Annotated in this window: 20 protein-coding genes; 14 read left to right on the top strand and 6 right to left on the bottom strand. The window is 70.4% G+C overall.

The features are described 5' to 3' along the window. Positions 1-55 precede the first annotated feature (55 nt). Positions 56-1252, top strand: coding sequence for an imidazolonepropionase (gene hutI / locus OG975_RS19455; protein ID WP_406330551.1), 1197 nt, complete (start codon positions 56-58; stop codon positions 1250-1252). Positions 1253-1258: 6 nt separating this feature from the next. Here hutI and OG975_RS19450 read toward each other — a convergent pair whose 3' ends face one another. Continuing rightward, on the bottom strand, positions 1259-2815 hold the full coding sequence (locus tag OG975_RS19450; RefSeq protein WP_406330550.1) for a ricin-type beta-trefoil lectin domain protein: 1557 nt from the start codon (positions 2813-2815) through the stop codon (positions 1259-1261). A gap of 275 nt (positions 2816-3090) precedes the next feature. Then, positions 3091-3957 (bottom strand): RNA polymerase sigma factor SigF, encoded by an 867-nt coding sequence (locus OG975_RS19445; RefSeq protein WP_406330549.1) that lies wholly within the window; start codon positions 3955-3957, stop codon positions 3091-3093. 250 nt (positions 3958-4207) lie between these two features. Here OG975_RS19445 and OG975_RS19440 point away from each other — a divergent pair, with 250 nt between their 5' ends. From OG975_RS19440 to OG975_RS19415, 6 genes are all read left to right on the top strand, one after another. After that, a complete protein-coding gene (locus tag OG975_RS19440) occupies positions 4208-4576 on the top strand; it encodes an STAS domain-containing protein (RefSeq protein ID WP_406336346.1) in 369 nt (122 codons plus the stop codon). 269 nt (positions 4577-4845) lie between these two features. After that, positions 4846-5355 carry an ATP-binding protein gene (locus tag OG975_RS19435; protein ID WP_406330548.1) on the top strand — a complete coding sequence of 170 codons (510 nt, stop codon included), beginning with the start codon at positions 4846-4848 and terminating at the stop codon, positions 5353-5355. Between the two features lie 206 nt (positions 5356-5561). After that, positions 5562-6260: an LPXTG cell wall anchor domain-containing protein gene (locus tag OG975_RS19430; protein ID WP_406330547.1), complete on the top strand. Its 699-nt coding sequence runs from the start codon at positions 5562-5564 to the stop codon at positions 6258-6260. 32 nt (positions 6261-6292) lie between these two features. Next, complete coding sequence (locus tag OG975_RS19425; RefSeq protein ID WP_406330546.1) at positions 6293-7285, top strand: hypothetical protein; 993 nt, start codon at positions 6293-6295, stop codon at positions 7283-7285. A 20-nt stretch (positions 7286-7305) separates the two neighbouring features. After that, positions 7306-8403, top strand: coding sequence for a hypothetical protein (locus tag OG975_RS19420; protein WP_406336344.1), 1098 nt, complete (start codon positions 7306-7308; stop codon positions 8401-8403). A gap of 62 nt (positions 8404-8465) precedes the next feature. Next, positions 8466-9788, top strand: a complete 1323-nt coding sequence (locus OG975_RS19415) for a hypothetical protein (RefSeq protein WP_406336342.1) — start codon at positions 8466-8468, stop codon at positions 9786-9788. 185 nt (positions 9789-9973) lie between these two features. Here OG975_RS19415 and OG975_RS19410 read toward each other — a convergent pair whose 3' ends face one another. Beyond that, positions 9974-11470: an oligopeptide:H+ symporter gene (locus tag OG975_RS19410; protein WP_406330545.1), complete on the bottom strand. Its 1497-nt coding sequence runs from the start codon at positions 11468-11470 to the stop codon at positions 9974-9976. A gap of 492 nt (positions 11471-11962) precedes the next feature. Here OG975_RS19410 and OG975_RS19405 point away from each other — a divergent pair, with 492 nt between their 5' ends. Then, positions 11963-12640, top strand: coding sequence for a response regulator transcription factor (locus OG975_RS19405; RefSeq protein ID WP_018566970.1), 678 nt, complete (start codon positions 11963-11965; stop codon positions 12638-12640). Between the two features lie 282 nt (positions 12641-12922). Next, a complete protein-coding gene (locus OG975_RS19400) occupies positions 12923-14200 on the top strand; it encodes an ATP-binding protein (RefSeq protein WP_406330543.1) in 1278 nt (425 codons plus the stop codon). Positions 14201-14530: 330 nt separating this feature from the next. On the opposite strand, the gene OG975_RS19395 is transcribed toward OG975_RS19400, so the two are convergent. Next, positions 14531-15067, bottom strand: a complete 537-nt coding sequence (locus OG975_RS19395) for a GtrA family protein (protein ID WP_406330542.1) — start codon at positions 15065-15067, stop codon at positions 14531-14533. Positions 15068-15307: 240 nt separating this feature from the next. Between OG975_RS19395 and OG975_RS19390 the strand changes: the two genes are divergently transcribed. From OG975_RS19390 to OG975_RS19375, 4 genes are all read left to right on the top strand, one after another. Continuing rightward, positions 15308-16474 carry a 5-(carboxyamino)imidazole ribonucleotide synthase gene (locus OG975_RS19390; RefSeq protein WP_406330541.1) on the top strand — a complete coding sequence of 389 codons (1167 nt, stop codon included), beginning with the start codon at positions 15308-15310 and terminating at the stop codon, positions 16472-16474. Then, entirely contained in the window at positions 16471-16995 is a 525-nt protein-coding gene (gene purE, locus OG975_RS19385) for a 5-(carboxyamino)imidazole ribonucleotide mutase (protein WP_369259940.1), read from the top strand. The genes OG975_RS19390 and purE overlap by 4 nt, the downstream gene beginning before the upstream one ends. Positions 16996-17000: 5 nt before the next feature. Next, the gene (locus tag OG975_RS19380) at positions 17001-18179 is read left to right on the top strand and encodes a dipeptidase (RefSeq protein ID WP_406330539.1); all 1179 of its coding nucleotides are present in this window, start codon (positions 17001-17003) and stop codon (positions 18177-18179) included. A gap of 158 nt (positions 18180-18337) precedes the next feature. Next, a complete protein-coding gene (locus OG975_RS19375) occupies positions 18338-19543 on the top strand; it encodes a dipeptidase (protein WP_406330538.1) in 1206 nt (401 codons plus the stop codon). Positions 19544-19680: 137 nt separating this feature from the next. Here the strand turns inward: OG975_RS19375 and OG975_RS19370 are convergent, their stop codons facing one another. Beyond that, positions 19681-20040, bottom strand: a complete 360-nt coding sequence (locus tag OG975_RS19370) for a VOC family protein (protein ID WP_327429228.1) — start codon at positions 20038-20040, stop codon at positions 19681-19683. A 90-nt stretch (positions 20041-20130) separates the two neighbouring features. On the opposite strand from OG975_RS19370, the gene OG975_RS19365 reads away from it, so the two are divergent. Continuing rightward, the gene (locus OG975_RS19365; RefSeq protein ID WP_406330536.1) at positions 20131-20631 is read left to right on the top strand and encodes a CGNR zinc finger domain-containing protein; all 501 of its coding nucleotides are present in this window, start codon (positions 20131-20133) and stop codon (positions 20629-20631) included. Positions 20632-20809: 178 nt separating this feature from the next. Here the strand turns inward: OG975_RS19365 and OG975_RS19360 are convergent, their stop codons facing one another. Continuing rightward, positions 20810-22153, bottom strand: a complete 1344-nt coding sequence (locus tag OG975_RS19360; protein ID WP_406330535.1) for a UDP-glucose dehydrogenase family protein — start codon at positions 22151-22153, stop codon at positions 20810-20812.

The raw sequence follows: 22153 nt of genomic DNA, 5'->3' as shown, positions 1-22153 counted from the left end.
CACGCCCGCGCGGCTCACCCCCGCCCGCCGCAGCCCGAGCCCCCACGAGGACGCCATGAGCAGCAGGACCAGTACGACCAGCACGAACACGCTCATCACCAACATCGCCAGCCTGGTCACCAACGATCCCTCCCTCGGTGACGGGTCCCCTCTCGGTCTGATCCAGAACGCGGCCGTCGTCATCGACGGCGACCGCATCGCGTGGACCGGTGAGAAAAGCAAAGCACCCGCCACTGACAATCAGGTCGACGCCGGTGGCCGCGCGGTGATCCCGGGCTTCGTCGACTCCCACTCGCACCTCGTCTTCGCGGGCGACCGCACCGAGGAGTTCAACGCCCGTATGTCGGGGCGCGGCTACACGGCGGGCGGCATTCGTACGACGGTGGCGGCGACGCGGGCGGCGACTGACGAGGACCTGGAGCGCAACCTCGTCCACTATCTCGGCGAGGCCCTCCGCCAGGGCACCACCACCTTCGAGACCAAGTCCGGCTACGGCCTCACCGTCGAGGACGAGTCCCGTGCCCTGCGCATCGCGGCCGCGCACACCGACGAGGTCACCTACCTCGGCGCGCACATCGTCTCGCCCGACTACGCCGACGACCCGGCCGGGTACGTGGCCCTGGTGACCGGCCAGATGCTCGACGCCTGTGTCCCGTACGCCCGTTGGATCGACGTCTTCTGCGAGAAGGGCGCCTTCGACGGCGACCAGGCCCGCGCGATCCTCACCGCCGGCAAGGCGAAGGGCCTGCACCCGCGCGTCCACGCCAACCAGTTGTCGTACGGCCCCGGTGTCCAGCTCGCCGTCGAACTCGACGCGGCGAGCGCCGACCACTGCACGCACTTGACTGACGCCGACGTGGACGCGCTGGCGAACGGCAACACCGTGGCGACGCTGCTCCCCGGCGCCGAGTTCTCCACCCGCGCCGAATGGCCCGACGCCCGCCGCCTCCTCGACGCGGGCGTGACCGTCGCCCTGTCCACGGACTGCAACCCGGGCTCGTCCTTCACCTCGTCCGTCCCGTTCTGCATCGCGCTGGCGGTACGGGACATGAGGATGACGCCCGACGAGGCGATCTGGTCGGCGACGGCGGGCGGCGCGGCGGCCCTGCGCCGCACCGACATCGGCCGCGTCACCCCCGGCGCCTACGCCGACCTGGCCTTCCTCGACGCCCCGAGCCATGTGCACCTGGCGTACCGGCCGGGCGTGCCGCTGGTGTCGCAGGTGTGGCGGCGCGGAGTCCCGGTCGGGTAGGCGGGGTCACGCGGCGGAGCCCGCCCGCCACCGCTGGTCGTCCCGCCCCTGGTCATAGGCGAGCACGAGCCCGTCGCCGTACGGCGTGACCACGTGGTCCGGGGCGATCCCCGGGCGGATCTCGCCGCGGGAGTCGACCGTGAAGCGCAGGTTCTGGCCGTTGGAGCCGTAGACCGAACTGCACTCCCAGATGCCGACGCCCCGGTCGGTGGAGCCGCGGCTGTCGAGGCAGAAGTCCGGGTCGGCGTACGACTGGAGGACGCCGCGGTCGGAGTCGACGCGCCACATCTGGGTGCGGGACGAGGTGCAGCGGGCCGTGATGACGTCCGTGCCCAGGTCCATGACGCCGTCGCGGATGTCCAGGCAGAGGCCCGAGCCGGCGTTCACCACCTGGGCGAAGGTGCCGTTCGGGGGGTGCGGGGCGGTGTGTGTCGGCGAGGGTTTCGGTGTCTTCGAGGGCGTGGGGGACGCGGATCGCTTCGACGTGTGCGTGGGCGAGGGGGACTTGGACGTGGCCGACGGCGACGGCGACGGGGACGGCGTGACCGAGACCGTCGCGGTCACCGTCACCGGGGGCGGCGCCTGCGGAGTGCGGACCACCCCGGCCGTCCGCGCGGGCTCCGAACCGCCCGACGTCAGCAGGAACAGCAGCGCCGCCGCGACGCCGAGCCCGACCGCGGCGAGGACGACGCGCCGCGAGGGCAGCCAGGCCCAGCCGGCCGCCGGCTCACGGGGAGTTCGGGTCTCGGCCCCCGTCATGACGTACGCCGCCCCGCCCCACGGCAGCAGCCCCTCCGCCAGCGCCTCGCGCGGGGTGTCCCGCAGCGCGCCCAGCTCCTCGTACGCGGCGGCGCAGTGCCCGCAGTGCGCCATGTGGGCGTGCAGGTCGGCGCTGTAGCGCGGGTTCTCGGGGTGCGCCGCCTCCTCGATCAGCCGGCGGAAGTCCTGGCAGCGGGGGTTGCCCGACCGGGCGAGGCGGGCCTTCAGGCAGGCCTGGCGCAGGGTCTGGAACGCGGGCTCCTTGCCGTACCTCACGTCCTGGGGTGTGGCCCCGAGCAGCATCGCGGTCCTGGCGTCGGGTTCCTCGTCGACGACGCCGTACCAGACCAGTCCCTGTATGCGGGTCGGCAGCGCCTGGAACGCGTCGAGCATCACCGGGTCGCGTCCCTCGGGGCCCGCCTCGGCGAGGTGGGTGAGCAGGCCCGGGTCCAGGCGGCTGCCGCGCTCGTCCATCGCCCAGGAAGCGGCCACCTGCCCTGCCAGGAGGAGCAGTTGGTGCCGCCAAGGCCCCCTGGGGTCGATGCCCCGCGCCGTGTCGCGCGCCGCGAGGGCGAACGCCTGCGCCGTGAGCTGCCGGGCGGCGGTCTCGTCCGCGGTGCACAGCCGTGCGTACGTGAGGACCGCGGGCCGGTGTCGCCCGCGCAGTTCGCGCAGCGCCGGATACGCGGTCGGAGTGTCGGCACGCAACAGTTCGGTGAGCTGAGCGTCGGACGCCGTGGCGTGTATGCCGCCCTCGGCCCCAGCGTCCTCGTCCTCAGCGTCGGTCCGGCCGGCCCCAGCCATTCCCGTGCCTCCTCGCACTCGCATCCCCGTCGCTCTGCCGGCCGGAGCCTTGAGCTACCGGCGGGTATGGGGGGGTGCCCATAGTGATGGAGGTGAACCTGTGGGAAAAGGGGTTTCCCGGAGTAACCCGGCCTGATGCCAAGCTGTGATTGCGTCCGAGGCCCATCCATAACTGCGTCCGGTGCCCCGGCGATTGGCGATGGGGGCACCGGACGCGGTCAACGACGTACGGCCGACTCACAACTGACGTACGGAGCACAGCTGACGTACGGCCCTCACTCCTCGACGGTCAGACCCTTCCGCAGCCGCACCAGCGTCCGCGACAGCAGGCGCGACACATGCATCTGCGAGATGCCGAGTTCGTCGCCGATCTCGGACTGGGTCATGTTGGCGACGAAGCGCAGCGCGAGGATCTTCCGGTCGCGCGGCGGGAGTTCGGCGATCAGGGGTTTCAGGGACTCGACGTACTCGATGCCTTCGAGCCCGTGGTCCTCGTAGCCGATGCGGTCCGCGAGCGCGCCCTCGGAGTCGTCCTCCTCGGGCTGGGCGTCCAGCGAACTGGCCGTGTAGGCGTTCGACGCCGCCATGCCCTCGACGACCTCGTCGTTGGTGATGCCGAGGCGCTCCGCCAACTCGCCCACCGTCGGGGCGCGATCCAGCTGCTGGGCGAGTTCGTCGCCGGCCTTGGCCAGGTCGAGGCGGAGTTCCTGGAGTCTGCGCGGTACGCGCACGGACCACGAGGTGTCGCGGAAGAAGCGCTTGATCTCGCCGACGATCGTCGGCATCGCGAAGGTGGGGAATTCGACGCCGCGGCTCAGTTCGAAGCGGTCGATCGCCTTGATCAGGCCGATGGTGCCGACCTGGATGATGTCCTCCATCGGCTCGCTGCGGGAGCGGAAGCGGGAGGCGGCGAACTTGACCAGCGCGAGGTTGAGTTCGACGAGTGTGTTGCGGACGTACGCGTAGTCGTGGGTGCCTTCTTCGAGGGACTCCAGCCGCTCGAAGAGTGTCTTGGACAGGGCCCGCGCGTCCACCGGCCCCACCTCGTCGTACGGGGGGATCTCCGGGAGCCCCTCAAGTCCTTCCGGAGAGGGTGTCGACGTCGCCGTCTGGGTCTGCGATGCGTCGAGCCGGGGTGACATGGTGTCCTCCATCGTTCTCGGCATATGGCCGCCGATGCCAATGCGTGCGCTGCGGTGTGCGGCGCCTCCGTAGCCGGTCGTGGTGAATAGGTGTCTCTACTAGCCCTACCCGCTTTCGCGAGGTCGCCGCAAGTGCGTTTCATTATGAAATGTCCTTTTTCGGGGGGTTGTTCGGGTGTCGGGGTGTGTGAGGAAGGCGTAGTGTTCGAGGGCGTACATCAGCAGTCGCGACGCTTTGGAGATGGACGGCATGGACCGCGGGACGGTCGGCAGCGCACAGTCGGGCCGGCTCCTTGTCGAGGTGAGGGAAGAGGGCTCAAGCGCCGTCGTGACCCCCTCGGGTGAGCTGGATCACCACACGGCCGATGTGTTGCGTGAGCCACTCGACGACTGCCTGGAAAAAGGGTTCGCCCGTCTGGTCGTCGACTGTTCGCGCCTGGAGTTCTGTGATTCCACCGGGCTCAACGTGCTGCTCGGCGCCCGGCTGAAGGCCGAGGCCGCGGGTGGCGGGGTCCATCTGACCGGGATGCAGCCGGTGGTGGCCCGGGTCTTCGAGATCACCGGGGTGGACGCCGTCTTCACCGTCCACGAGACGCTCGAAGCGGCCCTGGCCGACTGAGCGGCCCCCGGCCGCTCACCCCTCCGCCGCGGCCGCGCTCCGGCTGCCCCTGTGTGATCTGCGCATCACTCGTGTTGCTCGCGTTACTCGCGTCACATGTTCCGTGCCGAAAACGTGGGTGTTCGCACGGTTCGGTCGGGCAGGAGACATCCTGAATATGTCGGCAGCGCATGTGCCGGCAGCCCAGGCGGCGAACGCGCCGTCGATCCATACGTACTGAGTGTCGAGTCTTGAATCATGAACTGGTGAATCGGTGAGGTGAAGCGCTGATGAGCACCACCCGGCCTTACTCGCCGGACGACCGCGGCCCGGAGCCGGACGACCGCGGCCCCCAGCCGGGCGACGGCGCCGCCGCCGTACCCTCGGCCGGCCGCCAGGCCCGCAGGCTGAGCTTCGACGGCGCGAGTGGTGTCGTACCGCTCGCCCGCGACTTCGCCCGTCAGGCGCTGTACGCGTGGGGCTGGCTGCCCGCCGCGAGCGCCGACCGGCGGGCCGCCGCCGAGGACGTCCTGCTGGTGGTCTCCGAACTCGTCACCAACGCCTGTCTGCACGCCGAGGGCCCGGACGAGCTCTGGATCGCCTGTGACGGCAAGGTGCTTCGCGTCGAGGTCTCCGACCGGGGTGCCGGCCAGCCCGCCCCGCGCACCCCGCACCGCGCCGGACGCCCGGGCGGCCACGGGATGTTCATCGTGCAGCGGCTGTGCCTCGACTGGGGGGTCGTACGGACTCCGGGGGTCGCGGGCAAGACCGTGTGGGCAGAACTTGGGGCACCCGCGTAGCCCCACGTAACTCCTACCAGGGGTTACCCATGGTTCGACCAGCGTTCGAATCTCTCTTCGTACGTCATCGTATGCGCGCCGGATCTCCTCAGATCCGGCGCGCACTTTGTCTTCCCTCCACAAGTGACCGGGCGTACTTTGAGCGCCCAATCTGATGTGCCGTCAGTAAATGCCGTCAGTGATTTCGGCGACGAGGGGACTTCGAGGTGTCGTACCGGACGTACCAGAAACGAACCGCCGCGCTCGCGTTCGCCGCGGCCCTGGCCGGCTCGGCGGTGCTGATGGCAGCCCCCGCCGCCCAGGCCGCCGTGGTGAACGTCAACTACCACTGCAAGACGCCGATCGGCGACAAGAGCGCCGTCTCGCCCATCGACATCAAGAGCGTCAAGAGCGGCAGCGGCTACAAGCTCACCATGTCCTGGCAGAAGGGCGTCTCCTCCAGCCCGGTCGAGCTGGGCAAGGGCGCGATGAAGCCGAGCGCCGTCATCAAGCTGGGCGGCGCCGGCAGCGGCACGGTGGCGGTGAGCGGACCGGCCAACGCGGCCGCGATCCCCGCCAACACCCCCATCAAAATCAGTGACTTGAGCGGCACCTACACGCCGAAGAAGTCCGGCAAGGTCACCTTCACCGCGGGCGTGCTCACCATCAAGGCGCTCGGTACGACGACCACGTGCTCTCCTACGAACAGCCCCAAGCCCTCGCTGACCCTCGACGTCACGGCCGCGAGCGGCGGTTCGGGCTCGTCGACGAGCGGGACCCAGAGCGGATCGGACTCCGGCCAGCTCCCGCAGACCGGCCCCGAGGACTCGGCGATCGCCCTCGGCACGCTCGGCGGCACGGTACTGCTCGCGGGCGCGGCGGGCGTCCTGTGGCTGACGCGGAGGCATCAGGCGGCACGCCGCTGAGATCTCCGGGTACGACGATCAGGAGCCGCTCGATGCCGTACGCACTCTCCGCTGCCCGCGTGCTGGGCCTGACCTTGATGTTGTCGATCACGGCACCGGCGACCCCGGCCCTGGCCGACGACGGCTGGTCCGTCGTGCCGTCCACGAGTACGCCGGACGCGGCGGCCGGCCGGCCGTACGTCTACGCGGAGGGCGCGCCCGGCACGGTCCTCCAGGACGCGGTGTCCGTGCTCAACCCGGGCGCCGAGCCGCTCACCGTCCGGCTGCGCGGCGCGGACGCCGACAACACCGCGGGCGGCGGCTTCACCGTACGGACCAAGTCGACGGACACGGGTGCGTGGATCGGCTTCGCGCGGGAGACGGGCGGGCGGCGCGCGGCGGTGCGTTCGGTGTCCGTACGGGTCCCCGCGCACACCCGCGCCGACGTGCCGTTCACCCTGAGCGTCCCGGCGGGCGCGGCGCCCGGCGACCACCCCGGCGCGATCGTCGCGAGCGGCGGCGGACGGTCCGCGGCGGTGCGGGTCCAACTGCGGGTGAGCGGACCGACGTTGTCGGCGCTCACTGTCGAGCACGTCACCGTGCGCGGCGGCCGGATCTCGTACGAACTGGTCAACCGCGGCACCACCGTCCTGACCCCGAAGCTCGCGGTGCACGCCGACGGTGTCTTCGGCACGCTCCTCGACCGCGCCCCGCGCACCCTGCCCGTCGAACTCCTGCCGGGCCGCCGCGTCACGCTCAGCGAGCCGTGGCGCGACACCCCGGCGCTGGACGCGGTCGACGTACGGCTGACGGTGACGGCGGCGGGCGGCGCGCACGACACGGCGACCTCGTCGGCCCGGTTCGTGCCGTGGGGCGCGGTGGCCGGGGCCGGGGGCGGCCTCGCGGCGGTGGGTGCCTGGTGGGCCGTACGGCGTCACAGGCGTCGTACGGGATGGGGCGTACGGCGACGCGGGCGTCCCGCGTCGGACGGTGGGGCGAGTGAAGAGCCGCGTACGGAAGTCGAGTTGACGGGAGCGGTGTCGTGAACGGTGTCGTGAGCGGTGTCGTGAACGGCAGGCTGAGGATTGCGGCACTCGTGGCGGTGCTCGCGCTCGTCCTGGCCCCCCTGGTGGGGCCGGTGTCCTCCGCGTCCGCCGCCGGGAAGCCGAGCGTGAAACTGTCCAAGTCCCAGGCGGGGACGGGTGGTTCGATCACGGTGACCGGCAGTGGCTGGCGGCCGAAGACGTTGCTGATGATGCTGATCTGCGGCCAGTCCGTGCCGTCCCGGGGAGTGATCGGCGGCACCAACTCCTGTGCCAACTCCGACGGCCGGGCCGTCACCACCGACGCGAAGGGGAACTTCAGCAAGCAGCTGCCGGTCACCGAGCCGCCCAAGCCGTGTCCGTGCGTGGTGCATGTCGCCACGGTCACGGGGGAGAAGGCGGACGCGGACGCCATCTTCATGGTGGCCGGGCACTCGGTCGAGCCGCTGCCGAAGGAGGAGAGCGGCGGCCGGCTCTCCGTGCTGACGGACACGCGCCTCGACGGGTCGAGCGGTCTGCTCACCTGGTTCGGCTCGCCGCCCTCCCGCACCCTCGTCTTCACCGTCGGCAACGTCGGCACCGCCCCCGTGAAGAACCCCGTCTTCCAGGTCGGCACCTCCCACGGGGTGTTCGCCCCGCAGTGGGAGGAACAGCAGTGGCGCGGCACGATCGCGCCCGGCCGCAAGGCGCAGATCAAACTTCCGGTCGAACTGTCGGCCGGGGCGCACGGCGACTACACGGTCTCGCTGAAGTACGGCGGGAAGGTGCTCGCCGAACAGCCGTGGGGCGTGGGCCGCCCCTGGGGCGTGACCCTCTTCTGGATCCTGCTCTGCGTGGTCGTACCGGGCGCGGTGTTCCGTATCGGGATGGCCGTGGTGGACCGGGTGCGGCCGCACAGGCCGAACGGGCGCGGCGGCCGTCACCGTGGCTTCCGGCTGCCCGAACTCACCGTACGCATACCGAAGTTGAGTCCCTCACCGGCCTCCCCGCCGGTGTCACCGAAGACCTCCACGACCCCGTCCCTGCCGTGGTTCACCCCCGACAGCGATCCGGGGACCGTGGCGAACGGTCAGCTCTCCGCACCGCAAGAGAACAGCCCGACGACGAAAGGACATTCGTGAGCACGCAACGGAGAGTGGCACCGGCAGCCGGACGGAGACTGAGCGCGGCCGGGGTCGCGCTGATGCTCGGCGGCGCGGGCATCCTGCTGGGTGTGACCGCGGCCCCGGCACAGGCCGCCGAGGTGTCGTTCAAGACGGAGTGCATACCGCCCTCGGCCTCCGGCCTGGACCCCGTCGAGGGCACCACCAAGGTGGACATCACCGCACCGGCGACGGCGAAGGTGGGTGACGAGGTCGAGGTCGTGTGGAAGTTCACCCAGGCGGCGTCCAAGAACCCGGACCTCATCGACCTGCCGAAGGACTCGGTCAAGCCCACGGGAACCCTCAAGGCGTCCGGTGCGCAGACCGAGGACATCGCGATGGAGGGGCCGCAGGAGAACCCGGCGATTCCCAAGGGCGGCGACATGGTGCTGTCCGACATGAAGGGCACGATCAAGCTGACGACGGCGGGCGATGTCACGCTGACCCCGGACGCGTACACCATCACCGCCTACTCGACGGACACCAAGTGCACACCCCAGGAGACGGTGCCGGCCGCCGCCACCATCAAGGTGACGGACGACGGGGGCGGTTCGGGCGATACGACCACCTCCGGAGGTACGGCGACGGGCGGTGACACCAGCGGTACGACTTCGGGTGGATCCACGACCGGCGACACGACCGACGGTGGCACGACGACCGACGGTGGCACGACGTCCAGTGGTTCGACCTCCGGTGGTTCCACCTCCGGCGGCGATGACGGTCAGACCGACTTCGAAGGCAAGACGGTGACCACGTCCTTCGCCTGCACCTCGCCCGGACCCTCCAAGATCGACTCTTCGGCGACGATCAACGCCAAGAAGAACGGCGGGAGTTACGACCTCACGGTGAAGACCGCCGAGGGCGTGATGGACAGCCCCGCACCGCTGCCCGCGGGCGCGCTGAAGCCCTCCATGGTCATCACGGTCGGCGGCGACGACAGCGGCTCGGTCACGGTCAACGGCCCTGCCAACAAGGACGCCCTCAACACGGGCGACCCGGTCTCGCTCAGCGATATGACGGGCACGTACAAGCCCGGAGCGGACGGCAAGGCCACGCTCAGCCCAGGCGATCTGACGATCGTCGTGACGCTGAGTGCCGGGTCCGACCCGATCACGATCCCCTGCAAGGCGACGAAGACCGGTGTCTCACTGGAACTCGACGTCCAGAAGCAGGCGGGCGGCGTCTCCGGCGCGACGACGTCGGGCTCGTCCTCGTCCTCTTCCTCGTCCTCCTCCAGCGGAGGCCTGGCCGAGACCGGCGCGAACGATCACGGCGGGCTTCGGGCCCTCGGCTTTGTGGCCGGCACGGCGATTCTGCTCGGCGGAGCGGTCTTCACGTTCATGCCGAGGCGACGCCTGCGCTGAGGGGTTGTGTGTCGGGTGCGGATGGGTGGGGGCTGGTCTAAAAGATCGCGCAGTTCCCCGCGCCCCCTTTAGGGGCGCGGGGAACTGCGCGAACGGCCCCCACCGGCCCGCAGTCGACGAACTACGGAGGGCCCCGCACCAAGTGGTGCGGGGCCCTCCGGCAGGAGAAGCGTTACGCGCGTGCGTCAGTGCACGTCGCCCATGAGCTCCTTGACCTTCTTGCGGTACATCCACACCGCGACACCGGCGATCACGGCGAGCGTGGCCTCCAGGGCGACGATGCCCGTCTTGTTGAGGTCGACCTCGGCGATGGAGAGGAGACCGGTCGTGGCGTCACCGGCGGTGACGGCCAGGAACCAGACACCCATCATCTGGGAGGCGTACTTCGCGGGCGCCATCTTCGTGGTGACCGACAGACCCACCGGGGAAACGGTCAGCTCACCGACGGTCTGCACGAAGTAGATCGCGACCAGCCACATCGCGGCGGCCTTGTGACCGTCCTGGGCGATCGTCAGCGGGGCCAGGAAGAGGAAGAACGACGCGCCGATCAGGATCAGACCCGTCGCGAACTTCGTGGCCGTGCTCGGCTCCTTGCCGCGCTTGTTCAGCGCCAGCCACGCCCAGGCGAAGACCGGGGCGAGCGCCATGATCATGACCGGGTTGACGGACTGGTACCAGGAGACCGGGAACTCCCAGCCGAAGATGGTGTTCTCGGCGGAGGAGTCGGCGAAGATCGACAGGGTCGAACCACCCTGGTCGTAGATCATCCAGAAGACGGCCGCGGCGACGAAGAACCAGATGTACGCGGACATCTTCTTCTGGTCGACGCGGTTCAGGTCCTTGTCCCGCTTGATACGGGCGATGACCATGATCGGGATGATCAGACCGGCGATCGTGATCGGGACCAGCAGCCAGTTCAGCGTGTAGTGGCCCGAGAAACCGACGATGCAGTAGAAGACGACGGCGACGGCGGCCCACATCGCGGACTTGCGCAGCGTCGCGGCCTTCTCCTCGGCGGACAGCGGCGTGGGGATGTCGCTGGAACGCGCGCTGAGGTGACGGCTGCCGAGCAGGTACTGGGCGAGGCCGAGGGCCATGCCGAGCGCGGCGAGCGCGAAGCCCAGGTGCCAGTTCACGTTCTCACCGACGGTGCCGATGATCAGCGGAGCGGCGAAGGCACCGAGGTTGATGCCGATGTAGAAGAGGGTGAAGCCACCGTCACGGCGCGGGTCGTCCGGGCCGTCGTAGAGGTGGCCGACCATCGTGGAGATGTTGGCCTTCAGCAGACCGGAACCGATCGCGACGAGCCCGAGGCCCGCGTAGAAGGTGCCGGCGGAGGGCAGGGCCAACGTGAGGTGGCCCAGCATGATGATGATGCCCGCGACGGCGACCGTCTTACGGGGGCCGAGGACACGGTCGGCGAACCAGCCGCCCGGCAGGGCGAGCAGGTACACCAGCGACAGGTACACCGAGTAGATCGCGGTCGCGGAGGCCGCGCTCATGTGCAGGCCGCCCGGTGCCACCAGGTACAGCGGGAGCAGTGCCTTCATGCCGTAGTAGGAGAAACGCTCCCACATCTCGGTCATGAAGAGGGTGGCCAGTCCGCGGGGGTGGCCGAAGAAGGTCCTCTCGGAACCGGGGGTGCCCGGAGTCACCGAGTCCTTCGTCAGGCTGGACGCCATGGTCGTTCCTTGCTGGTCGGGACGCGCTGCTTGAGCGTCGCGCGCCCGGTGGGGGGCGGCCGGCACCGGCGGGATTCGATCGTCCGCCCCCACGCCCACGGGGGAGTCCGCTCCGGATTACGAAACGGTGGACGACGACCACCGGGATCCACGCCCGTCACGCGTCGATGCGCTCGGGCCCGGCCACAGGTCATTCCTTTCAAGGCTGGCGAACACCAGCCCGCACACAAAAGAGACCTTTAGCATCAATAGCTCGCCAAAGGTCCCGGTGTGGTGCTACAGGCGTCTGGTCACCATACGACATGCCAATGTGGCATATGGAAGGACTTGAGAGATGGATCACAGGCGATCATGGAACCAAGATCGCGCATTCGAAGGCACTTGCCAGGATCACATCCCACAGCCGCAGGTAAGAATCACACGGGTGGCGGGTGTGAATCACGGAGGCCGATCACCCCACAGCTGTCGTCCGAGGCGGACTACCATCACCCCATGACCCGTGTACTGCTCGCCGAGGACGACGCGTCCATCTCGGAGCCGCTGGCCCGCGCACTGCGCCGGGAAGGTTACGAGGTCGAGGTGCGCGAGGACGGCCCCACCGCGCTCGACGCAGGAATGCAGGGCGGCGTCGACCTGGTCGTCCTGGACCTGGGCCTGCCCGGAATGGACGGCCTGGAAGTGGCCCGCCGACTGCGCGCCGAGGGACACACCGTCCCGATCCTGATCCTGACCGCGCGCGCCGACGAGGTGGACACCGTCGTCGGCCTCGACGCGGGCGCCGACGACTACGTCACCAAGCCGTTCCGGCTCGCCGAACTCCTCGCCCGCGTAAGGGCGCTGCTGCGGCGCGGCGCCGCCGAGCCCCAGCAGCCGCCCGCCACGCACGGCGTGCGGATCGACGTCGAGTCGCACCGCGCCTGGATGGGCGACGAGGAACTCCAGCTCACGGCCAAAGAGTTCGACCTGCTGCGGGTCCTTGTCCGCGACGCCGGACGCGTCGTGACCCGTGACCAACTCATGCGCGAGGTCTGGGACACCACCTGGTGGTCCTCCACCAAGACCCTCGACATGCACATCTCCTGGCTCCGCAAGAAGCTCGGCGACGACGCGGCGAACCCTCGGTACATCGCGACGGTACGGGGCGTCGGGTTCCGCTTCGAGAAGAGCTGATCCGCTCCGCTGGGTTGGGCGGGTGGGGGTTGTCTGTTTGGCTGCGGGTGGGTGGGGGCGCGCCTAAAAGATTGCGCAGTTCCCCGCGCCCCTATAGGGGCGCGGGGAACTGCGCGAGCAACCCCCACCGTCCCGCAGCCGACGAACCACCCCGTCTTTAGGGGGCGCGGGGAACTGCGCAATCTTTTAGGGGGCCCGGGGGCGCAGGCCACGCACTCGCTCCAGCCCAGCGCAGCGGCAAGGCACACTGGAGCACGACCAGCCACCTGCCCGGAGGGCCCCGTGCGTCGCCGTCTCATCCAGTCCACACTCGCCGTGGTCCTCGTCGTGATCGCCGTCTTCGGCGTATCCCTCGTCATCGTCGAGACCCGCACGATCAGCAACAGCGCCCAGGAACGCGTGGACTCCGAGGCACTCCGCCTCGCCAGCATCGTGGACAGCCGCATCCTCGGCGACGAGAACATCACCGCGGAGACCTTCAAGAACCAGGTCACGGACCAGCGCTACGCCGTGATCAGGATCCCCGGCCGCCCGCCCATCGAGGTCGGCACCAAGCCCACCGGCGAGGTCATCCACTACACCGCCGACGGCGAGGAGGGCGAGACGGTCACCGTCCAGGAGCCACGCTCGTCGGTGACGAGGGAAGTCGGCCGTACGCTTCTGATCATCGGCGCGGTCGCCCTGCTCGCGATCGTCGCCGCCGTGCTCCTGGCCGTCCGCCAGGCCAACCGCCTCGCCTCCCCTCTCACCGACCTCGCCGAGACCGCGGAACGGCTGGGCTCCGGCGACCCCCGCCCGCGCCACAAGCGGTACGGCGTCCCCGAGCTGGACCGCGTCGCCGACGTCCTGGACGGCAGCGCGGAGCGGATCGCACGGATGCTGACCGCCGAGCGCCGCCTCGCCGCCGACGCCTCCCACCAGCTCCGTACGCCTCTCACGGCGCTCTCCATGCGCTTGGAGGAGATCACCCTCACCGACGATCCCGACACGGTGAAGGAAGAGGCGACCATCGCGCTGACGCAGGTGGAACGCCTCACGGACGTGGTGGAACGACTCCTCACCAACGCCCGCGACCCCCGCACCGGCTCGGCCGTCTCCTTCGACCTCGACGAGGTCATCAAGCAGCAGCTGGAGGAGTGGCGCCCGGCCTACCGGAGCGAGGGCCGCGCCGTCGTCAGCTCGGGCAAACGGCACCTGCGGGCGGTGGGCACCCCCGGCGCGGTCGCCCAGGTCCTGGCGGCGCTGATCGAGAACTCGCTCATGCACGGCGGCGGCACGGTCGCCCTGCGCACCCGCGTCACCGGCAACCAGGCGGTCGTCGAGGTCACGGACGAGGGCCCCGGCGTCCCCACCGACCTGGGCGCCCGCATCTTCGAGCGCACCATCAGCGGCCGCAACTCCACGGGCATCGGCCTCGCCGTAGCCCGCGACCTCGCGGAGGCCGACGGCGGCCGCCTGGAGATGCTCCAGGCTCAGCCTCCGGTCTTCGGCCTGTTCCTGTCCCGCACGCCGATGAAGAGGCCACCGATGACGGAGGACGACGAGCGAACGGTCAGGTAGAGCGAAGGCCGACGGGGCCTGGCACGGGTCTCCGCTCCAGCCTGGGTCTCGGCTCCGGCCCGGATCTCAGCTCCAGCCCCGGTCTCGGCCTCGCCCCGTGATTCAGCCCCAGCCCTGGACCAAGCCCCAGCCCTGGACCAAGCCCCAGCCCTGGACCAAGCCCCAGCCCTGGACCAAGCCCCAGCCTTGGACCAAGCCCCAGCCCCCAAACCCCAGCCCCACGCCCCACCCGCACGGGTCGGTGGGTGGGAAAACCCCGCCGCGGAGCGGCGAAGAGGTGGCGCGGAGCGCCGGGAGGCGTCGGGCGCGGAGCGGTCGAATCGCTGAGGCTCAGTTCACCCTGGCCCGCGGCCGCGACTCCGCCCCCGCGTCAAGGAACGATTCCGCACTCGCCACGGCCTCCCGCGCCGGCAGCGCCGTGAACACCCACGTGCGGTACGACCAGAACCGGAAGAGCGTCGCGATCCCGATGCCGAGGAACTTGAACACGTTGCTCTGCAGCGGGCTGTCCCACCCGAACCCGTACGTCGCCGCGTACAGCACCCCGTTCTCGATGACGAGCCCGATCGCGCTGAACAGCAGGAAGAGCGTCAGCTCCTTGGTGCGCCCACCCTTGTCACGGTCCCGGTAGGTGAAGTAGCGGAACCCGATGTAGTTGAAGATGATCGCGACGACGGTGGCGATGACACTGGCCCGCACGACCTGCAGCCCGGTGACGTTGCGTACGAGGTTGAACACGAGCAGGTTGACGAGCAGCCCCGCCCCGCCGACCGCACCGAACTTGGCGGCCTCACGAATGAGCAGGTCGAACCGGCGGCGAACCGCGCTGCGAGGCCTCGCATGAGCCCCCGATGAAGCACTGCCCATGGTGTCGCCAGCCCCCGTCGGTCGGATTTGTCGGTCGTTCACGTCACGTACGTCAACGCAGCAATGCTAACCAGCGGCCCTCGCCGATGCCTGTGCACGGGCTCACAGGTAAGAAAAGATGCGGTCACCGGCAAAGAAAACCTGCGGTCACCGGCGCGGGAAGACCGGCCTACCGGCGCGGAAAGACGGGCTTACCGGCACGGAAACCGGCCACCGTGGCGCGGCCGATACTCTTGGAGCGTGACGTTCCCGGTAGTCGGCATGGTCGGCGGGGGGCAGCTCGCTCGTATGACACACGAGGCGGGCATCCCGCTCGGCATCAAGTTCAAGCTCCTCAGTGACACCCCTCAGGATTCCGCGGCGCAGGTCGTCAGCGATGTCGTCATCGGCGACTATCGCGACCTCGACACGCTGCGTGACTTCGCGAGGGGCTGCGATGTGATCACCTTCGATCACGAACACGTACCCACCGAGCACCTGCGTGCCCTGGAGGCGGACGGCATCCCCGTCCGCCCAGGGCCCGACGCACTCGTGCACGCCCAGGACAAGGGCGTGATGCGGGCGAAGCTCGACGAGATCGGCGTGCCGTGCCCGAGGCACCGCATCGTGAGCGACGCCGACGACGTCGTGGCGTTCGCGGCGGAGGGCCTCTCGGACGGCGACGAGGGCGACGGCTTCCCCGTCATCCTCAAGACCGTCCGCGGCGGCTACGACGGCAAGGGCGTGTGGTTCATCCGCTCCGCCGACGACGCGGCCCTGGCCGAACCCTTCCGCGCGGGCGTCCCCGTCCTCGCCGAGGAGAAGGTCGACTTCGTACGGGAACTCGCGGCGAACGTCGTCCGCTCCCCGCACGGCCAGGCGGTCGCGTACCCCGTCGTCGAGTCCCGGCAGGTCGACGGTGTCTGCGACACGGTCATCGCCCCGGCCCCCGGCATAGCGGACGGGCTGGCGCTGCGGGCCGAGGAACTCGCCCTGCGCATCGCGAAGGAACTCGGAGTCGTCGGCCACCTGGCCGTGGAGCTCTTCGAAACCCGCGACGGCCGCATCCTCGTCAACGAACTGGCCATGCGCCCGCACAACTCGGGCCACTGGACCCAGGACGGCGCGATCACCTCCCAGTTCGCCAACCACGTCCGCGCGGTCCTCGACCTCCCCCTCGGCGACCCGCGCCCGCGCGCCAAGTGGACGGTCATGGCGAACGTCCTCGGCGGCGACTATCCGGACATGTACTCCGCGTACCTGCACTGCATGGCCCGCGACCCCCAGCTGAAGATCCACATGTACGGCAAGGACGTGAAGCACGGCCGTAAGGTCGGCCACGTCAACACCTACGGCGACGACCTGGACGACGTCCTTGAGCGTGCCCACCACGCAGCCGGCTACCTGAGAGGCACGATCACAGAATGAGCCCCGTTGTAGGCATCGTCATGGGGTCGGACTCCGACTGGCCCGTCATGGAAGCGGCCGCCCAGGCTCTCGACGAGTTCGAGATCGAGTACGAGGTCGACGTCGTCTCCGCGCACCGCATGCCGCACGAGATGATCGCGTACGGCGAGCAGGCCGCCGAGCGCGGGCTCAAGGCGATCATCGCGGGCGCGGGCGGCGCCGCCCACCTGCCCGGCATGCTCGCGTCCGTGACCCCGCTGCCCGTCATCGGCGTACCCGTCCCGCTGAAGTACCTCGACGGTATGGACAGCCTCCTGTCGATCGTGCAGATGCCGGCCGGTGTCCCGGTCGCGACCGTCTCGGTCGGCGGTGCGCGCAACGCGGGCCTGCTGGCCGCCCGGATCCTCGCCACGTACGACGAGGAACTCCTCGGCCGGATGCGGGAGTTCCAGCAGGAACTGAACGATCAGGCCACCGAGAAGGGCAAGCGGCTGCGCGCCAAGGTCGAGGGCGCGGCCGGCGGCTTCGGCTTCGGGAAGTGACGCGCATGCCGCCTCTCGACCAGGCCCGCGCGCTCCTCGCCGAGTTCCCCGTCGTCGACGGCCACAACGACCTCCCCTGGGCGCTGCGCCAGCAGGTCCGTTACGACCTCGGCGCCCGCGACATCGCCACCGACCAGAGCGCGCATCTGCACACGGACCTGGCCCGCCTGCGCGCGGGCGGGGTCGGCGCCCAGTACTGGTCGGTGTACGTCCGCTCGGACCTGCCGGGCGCGGTCACCGCGACGCTCGAACAGATCGACTGCGTACGGCAGTTGATCGACCGCTATCCGTCGGACCTGCGCGCCGCGCTGACGGCGGCCGACATGGAGGCGGCGCGGGCGGAGGGCCGTATCGCCTCGCTCATGGGCGCGGAGGGCGGCCACTCCATCGACAACTCCCTCGCCGCACTGCGGGGGTTGTACGCCCTGGGCGTCCGCTACATGACCCTCACCCACAACGACAACATCGCGTGGGCGGACTCGGCGACGGACGTCCCCGCCGTGGGCGGCCTGACGGCCTTCGGCCGTGAGGTCGTACGGGAGATGAACCGCGAGGGCATGCTCGTGGACCTCTCGCACGTCGCGGCGACGACCATGCGGGACGCGCTCGACACGACCAGTGCGCCGGTGATCTTCTCGCACTCCTCCGCGCGCGCGGTCTGCGACCACCCGCGCAACATCCCGGACGACGTCCTGGAGCGGCTGCCCGCCAACGGGGGAGTGGCGATGGTGACGTTCGTGCCGAAGTTCGTCCTCCAGGCGGCGGTCGACTGGACGGCCGCGGCCGACGACAACATGCGGGCGAACGGCTTCCACCACCTCGACACCACCCCCGAGGGCATGAAGGTCCACCGCGTCTTCGAGGAGTCCCACCCGCGCCCCGTCGCCACGGTCTCGACGGTCGCCGACCACCTCGACCACATGCGCGAGGTCGCCGGCATCGACCACCTCGGCGTCGGCGGCGACTACGACGGCACGGCGTTCACCCCGGACGGCCTGGACGACGTCTCCGGCTACCCGAACCTCATCGCCGAGCTGTACGGCCGCGGCTGGTCGAAGGCCGACCTCGCCAAGCTGACCTGGCAGAACGCGGTACGGGTGCTGGGCGCGGCCGAGGACGTGGCCCGCGACCTCCAGGCGCGGCGGGCCCCGTCGAACGCGACGCTGGAGCAGCTGGACGGCTGACATCCCCGCTGGTGGGTGGGGCGTACCCGTGCGACGTACCCGGGGGTGCACCCGTGGGACGTACCCCCGAACGCCCCACCCACCAGGAAGCCCCCCGGGCTCCGTGCCACGGTGACGGTACTGCGATCAGATCACCGTCCACCCCACGGAGTCCCGTCATGGCAGACCTGCAGGACGAACTGAAGACCACCGCGGAGGTGGGAGAGCTCGACCGGCCCGCTGCCGTCTGGCCGGAGGCCGAGCAGCTTTCCCCCGAGCTTCCAAGGCTTCCCGAGCTCCCCGAGCTCGCCAAGCCCTCCGAGTTCCCCAAGTCCCCCGAGCTTCCTGAGAGCGCCGAGCCCGAGCCCGACGCCGCTGCCGACCCGCTGGAGCGGGCCCACGCCTTCCTCGCCGGCCACCCCGTCGCCGACGGCTACAGCGGTCTGCCCTGGGCGCTGCGTCATCTGCCCTGGTTCGACCTGGAGCTGGGCGAGAGCGCTGTGGACACGGACGTCCCCCGGATGAGGGAAGGCCATGTGGGCGCGCTGTTCTGGTCGTTGCACCTGCCCGAGGGCCTCGCCGGGGACCGGGCCGTCGGCGCGACCCTGGAGCAGCTGGACCTGGTGACGACGGTGGTCCAGGCGCACCCCGAGGGCCTGCGTATGACGCGCAGCGCCTCCGCGGTCACCGACGCCCGCAACTGCGGCCGTGTCGCCGTCGTGCTCGGCCCCGCCGGAGCGCCCGCGCTCGGCGACTCGCTCGGTATTCTGCGCGGCCTGCACGCGCTCGGCCTGCGCGTCCTGACCCTCGCGGGTGCCTCCTGGGCGAGCGAGGCGGGCCTGACCCGGTTCGGTGAGGAGGTGCTGCGCGAGATGAACCGCCTCGGCGTGCTCGCCGACCTCTCCGGCACCTCGGAAGCCACCATCAGCCGCGCCTTCGTCGCCTCCAAGGCCCCGGTCCTCTTCACCCGCTCCGCGGCCCGCGCGCTGCGCCCCCACCCGGCCAACCTCCCCGACGACGTCCTCGCCGAACTGGGCGCCGCCAAGGGCCTGTGCCTCGTCCCGCTCACGGCCGAGCAGACGGGCCCGTCCGTACGGGACGTCGCCGACCACCTCGACCACGTCCGCACCCTCGCCGGGCCGGAGTGCGTCGGCCTCTCGGGGACGTACGACTCCGGAGCCGCCCACCCGCAGGACCTCGCCGACGCGTCCTGCTACCCGAACCTGATCGCCGAGCTCTTCTCCCGCGGCTGGTCCGAGACCGACCTCGCCCTGCTCACCTGGGGCAATGTCCAACGGGTCCTGCGCAGCGCGGACTTCACGGCCCGCGCCGCCCAGCAGCGCCGCGCACCGTCATCGGCGAAGATCGCGGAACTCGACGGCTGACACCCGTTTCTCAGGGGTGCACGATCCGGCCCTCTCCCAGGGGTGCTCGATCCACCCGTCTCTCAGGGGTGCTCGATCCGGCAGAGGTAGAACGGGTGTCCCGCCGGATCGGCGTACACCTGGAAGTCCCGACAGGGTCAGCAGGCGCACAGACAGAACGGATGCCCCGCCGGGTCGGTGTACACACGCCAGGACCGCGACCGGTCCTCGGCGTCCAGCGGCTTCGCGCCGAGCGCCAGTACGCCCTTCTCCGCCGCGTCCAGGTCGTCGACGGTCAGGTCCAGATGGAACTGCTGCGAGTCGTCGGGCGCGGGCCACTTCGGCGGTACGTGACCGGGCGCGGCCTGGAACGCCAGTGGCTGACCGCCGGGCACGTCGAGGTCGACCCAGTCGCCCTCGCCCTGGACCGTGCCGCCCAAGACCTCGGCGTAGAACCCGGCGAGCGCACCCGGGTCGGGACAGTCCAGGACGACGACACCCAGCTTGGCGAGAGCCATGACTCCTCCTAGGGAAGATGGGTTACCCGTAGAACCTTGTAAGGGGTAACGGTTACTGCATGCTCCCGCACAAGAGGTAACGTCGCAACCATGAATGACCGCGCGCCCGCACCCGGCGGCCTGGCCCTGATCCAGTCCCTGGTGAACACCCTCGACCTCGAATCGGGCGCCGACTCCCTGGACACGGCCGAGGGGCTGGCCCGCTTCGGCCTGGCGCAGGGCGAGGCGGAAGCGGCACGCGAGCTGCGCGAGTCGCTGCGCGTGGTCTGCCTGGCGCACGCGGGCCACCCGGCGCACCGGACCGTCGTCCCCCTCGGTGAGCTGCTGGCCCGGGCACCCCTGCACATCACGGTCGACGAACGCGACGGCAGCGCGGGGTTCGCCCCCGCCGGCTCCGCACCCCTCGCCTCCCGCGTCGCGGCGGCGATCGCCGCGTCCCTCGTCGACGGCACCTGGCCGCGCCTGAAGGCCTGCGAGGCTCCTGACTGCCACCGGGCGTACTACGACCGCTCCCCGGCGGGCAGGGGCCGCTGGTGCTCGATGTCGGTGTGCGGGGCGCGCGCGAAGATGCGCCGATACCGCGCCAAGTAGCGCTCGGTCACGGGGAGTCGGGCGGACACCGCTCGACGCACAGCGACGTGGTGCAGAATGCAACAGACGCCGGTCCGGCCGACTGAGCCTCGGCCGGACCGGCGTCGCCTTGAAAGTCTCGGGCGCTGGGCCGCCCCATCGCCAAGTCTCAGGCGGTGGACCGCCCCATCGCCAAGTCTCAGGCGGTCGGCCGCCCCATCGCCCGGTACGTCCACCCGGCCCGGCGCCACACCTCGGGGTCGAGGGCGTTGCGCCCGTCGAGCACCACCCGGGCCGTGACCGCCTCGCCGAGCACCGCCGGGTCCAGCTCGCGGAACTCGCGCCACTCCGTCAGATGCAGTACGACGTCGGCGCCGCGCACGGCCTCGACGGCGGAGTCGGCGTACCCGAGCGTCGGGAAGAGCCGCTTGGCGTTCGCCATGCCCTTCGGGTCGTAGACGGTGACCTGGCCGCCCTGGAGGTGGATCTGCCCGGCGACGTTCAGCGCGGGCGAGTCCCGGACGTCGTCCGAGTCGGGCTTGAAGGTCGCGCCGAGTACGGCGACCCGCTTGCCGAGGAAGGAGCCGCCCCCCAGCGCCTCCCGGGCCATCTCCACCATCTGCCCGCGGCGCCGCATGTTGATGGAGTCGATCTCGCGCAGGAAGGTCAGCGCCTGGTCCGCACCGAGCTCACCGGCACGGGCCATGAAGGCGCGGATGTCCTTCGGCAGACAGCCACCGCCGAAGCCGATCCCGGCCCGCAGGAACTTCTTCCCGATCCGCTCGTCGTGCCCGATCGCCTCGGCCAGCTTGGCGACATCGCCGCCGGCGGCCTCGCAGACCTCGGCCATCGCGTTGATGAAGGAGATCTTGGTGGCGAGGAAGGAGTTCGCGGAGGTCTTCACCAGCTCGGCGGTCGGGAAGTCGGTCACGACGAACGGCGACCCCGCCTCGACGGGCGTGGCATACACCTCGCGCAGCAGCTTCTCCGCCCGCTCGCTGCGCACACCCACCACGATCCGGTCGGGGTGCAGCGTGTCGTTCACGGCGAAGCCCTCGCGCAGGAACTCCGGGTTCCAGGCGAGCTCGGCGTCCTCACCGGCGGGCGCGAGTTCGGCGAGCCGCGCGGCCAGCCGCTCCGCGGAGCCGACGGGCACGGTGGACTTGCCGACGACGAGGGCGGCCCCGCGCAGATGCGGCGCGAGCGATTCGAAGGCGGCGTCGACGTACGACATGTCACACGCGTACTCACCGTGCTTCTGCGGCGTGTTCACACAGACGAAGTGGACGTCGCCGAACTCCCCGACCTCGGCCCAGTCCATGGTGAACCGAAGCCGCCCGGTGGACCCCTCGATCCCCGCGACATGCTTGCGCAGCAGCTCCTCGAGCCCGGGCTCGTACATCGGTACTTCGCCCCGCCGCAGCATGTCGATCTTCTCTTCCACGACATCCAGCCCGAGGACCTCGAAACCGAGCTCGGCCATGGCCGCGGCGTGCGTGGCGCCGAGGTAGCCGGTGCCGATCACGGTGATCTTGAGGGCCAT

Origin of the sequence: Streptomyces sp. NBC_00203, assembly GCF_045206325.1 — a bacterium.
Taxonomy (GTDB): Bacteria; Actinomycetota; Actinomycetes; order Streptomycetales; family Streptomycetaceae; genus Streptomyces; species Streptomyces lutosisoli.
This window is presented reverse-complemented; position numbering and strand designations above follow the sequence as displayed.

Bases quoted from the DNA above. Each gene is read 5' to 3' on its own strand.
- OG975_RS19370 (WP_327429228.1), bottom strand. From the start codon at position 20,040: ATGGCTCTCGCCAAGCTGGGTGTCGTCGTCCTGGACTGTCCCGACCCG.
- OG975_RS19380 (WP_406330539.1), top strand. From the start codon at position 17,001: ATGCCGCCTCTCGACCAGGCCCGCGCGCTCCTCGCCGAGTTCCCCGTC.
- OG975_RS19365 (WP_406330536.1), top strand. From the start codon at position 20,131: ATGAATGACCGCGCGCCCGCACCCGGCGGCCTGGCCCTGATCCAGTCC.
- OG975_RS19450 (WP_406330550.1), bottom strand. From the start codon at position 2,815: ATGGCTGGGGCCGGCCGGACCGACGCTGAGGACGAGGACGCTGGGGCC.
- OG975_RS19405 (WP_018566970.1), top strand. From the start codon at position 11,963: ATGACCCGTGTACTGCTCGCCGAGGACGACGCGTCCATCTCGGAGCCG.
- OG975_RS19375 (WP_406330538.1), top strand. From the start codon at position 18,338: ATGGCAGACCTGCAGGACGAACTGAAGACCACCGCGGAGGTGGGAGAG.
- OG975_RS19360 (WP_406330535.1), bottom strand. From the start codon at position 22,153: ATGGCCCTCAAGATCACCGTGATCGGCACCGGCTACCTCGGCGCCACG.
- OG975_RS19415 (WP_406336342.1), top strand. From the start codon at position 8,466: ATGCTCGGCGGCGCGGGCATCCTGCTGGGTGTGACCGCGGCCCCGGCA.
- purE (WP_369259940.1), top strand. From the start codon at position 16,471: ATGAGCCCCGTTGTAGGCATCGTCATGGGGTCGGACTCCGACTGGCCC.
- OG975_RS19445 (WP_406330549.1), bottom strand. From the start codon at position 3,957: ATGTCACCCCGGCTCGACGCATCGCAGACCCAGACGGCGACGTCGACA.
- OG975_RS19425 (WP_406330546.1), top strand. From the start codon at position 6,293: ATGCCGTACGCACTCTCCGCTGCCCGCGTGCTGGGCCTGACCTTGATG.
- OG975_RS19440 (WP_406336346.1), top strand. From the start codon at position 4,208: ATGGACCGCGGGACGGTCGGCAGCGCACAGTCGGGCCGGCTCCTTGTC.
- OG975_RS19395 (WP_406330542.1), bottom strand. From the start codon at position 15,067: ATGGGCAGTGCTTCATCGGGGGCTCATGCGAGGCCTCGCAGCGCGGTT.
- OG975_RS19435 (WP_406330548.1), top strand. From the start codon at position 4,846: ATGAGCACCACCCGGCCTTACTCGCCGGACGACCGCGGCCCGGAGCCG.
- OG975_RS19410 (WP_406330545.1), bottom strand. From the start codon at position 11,470: ATGGCGTCCAGCCTGACGAAGGACTCGGTGACTCCGGGCACCCCCGGT.
- hutI (WP_406330551.1), top strand. From the start codon at position 56: ATGAGCAGCAGGACCAGTACGACCAGCACGAACACGCTCATCACCAAC.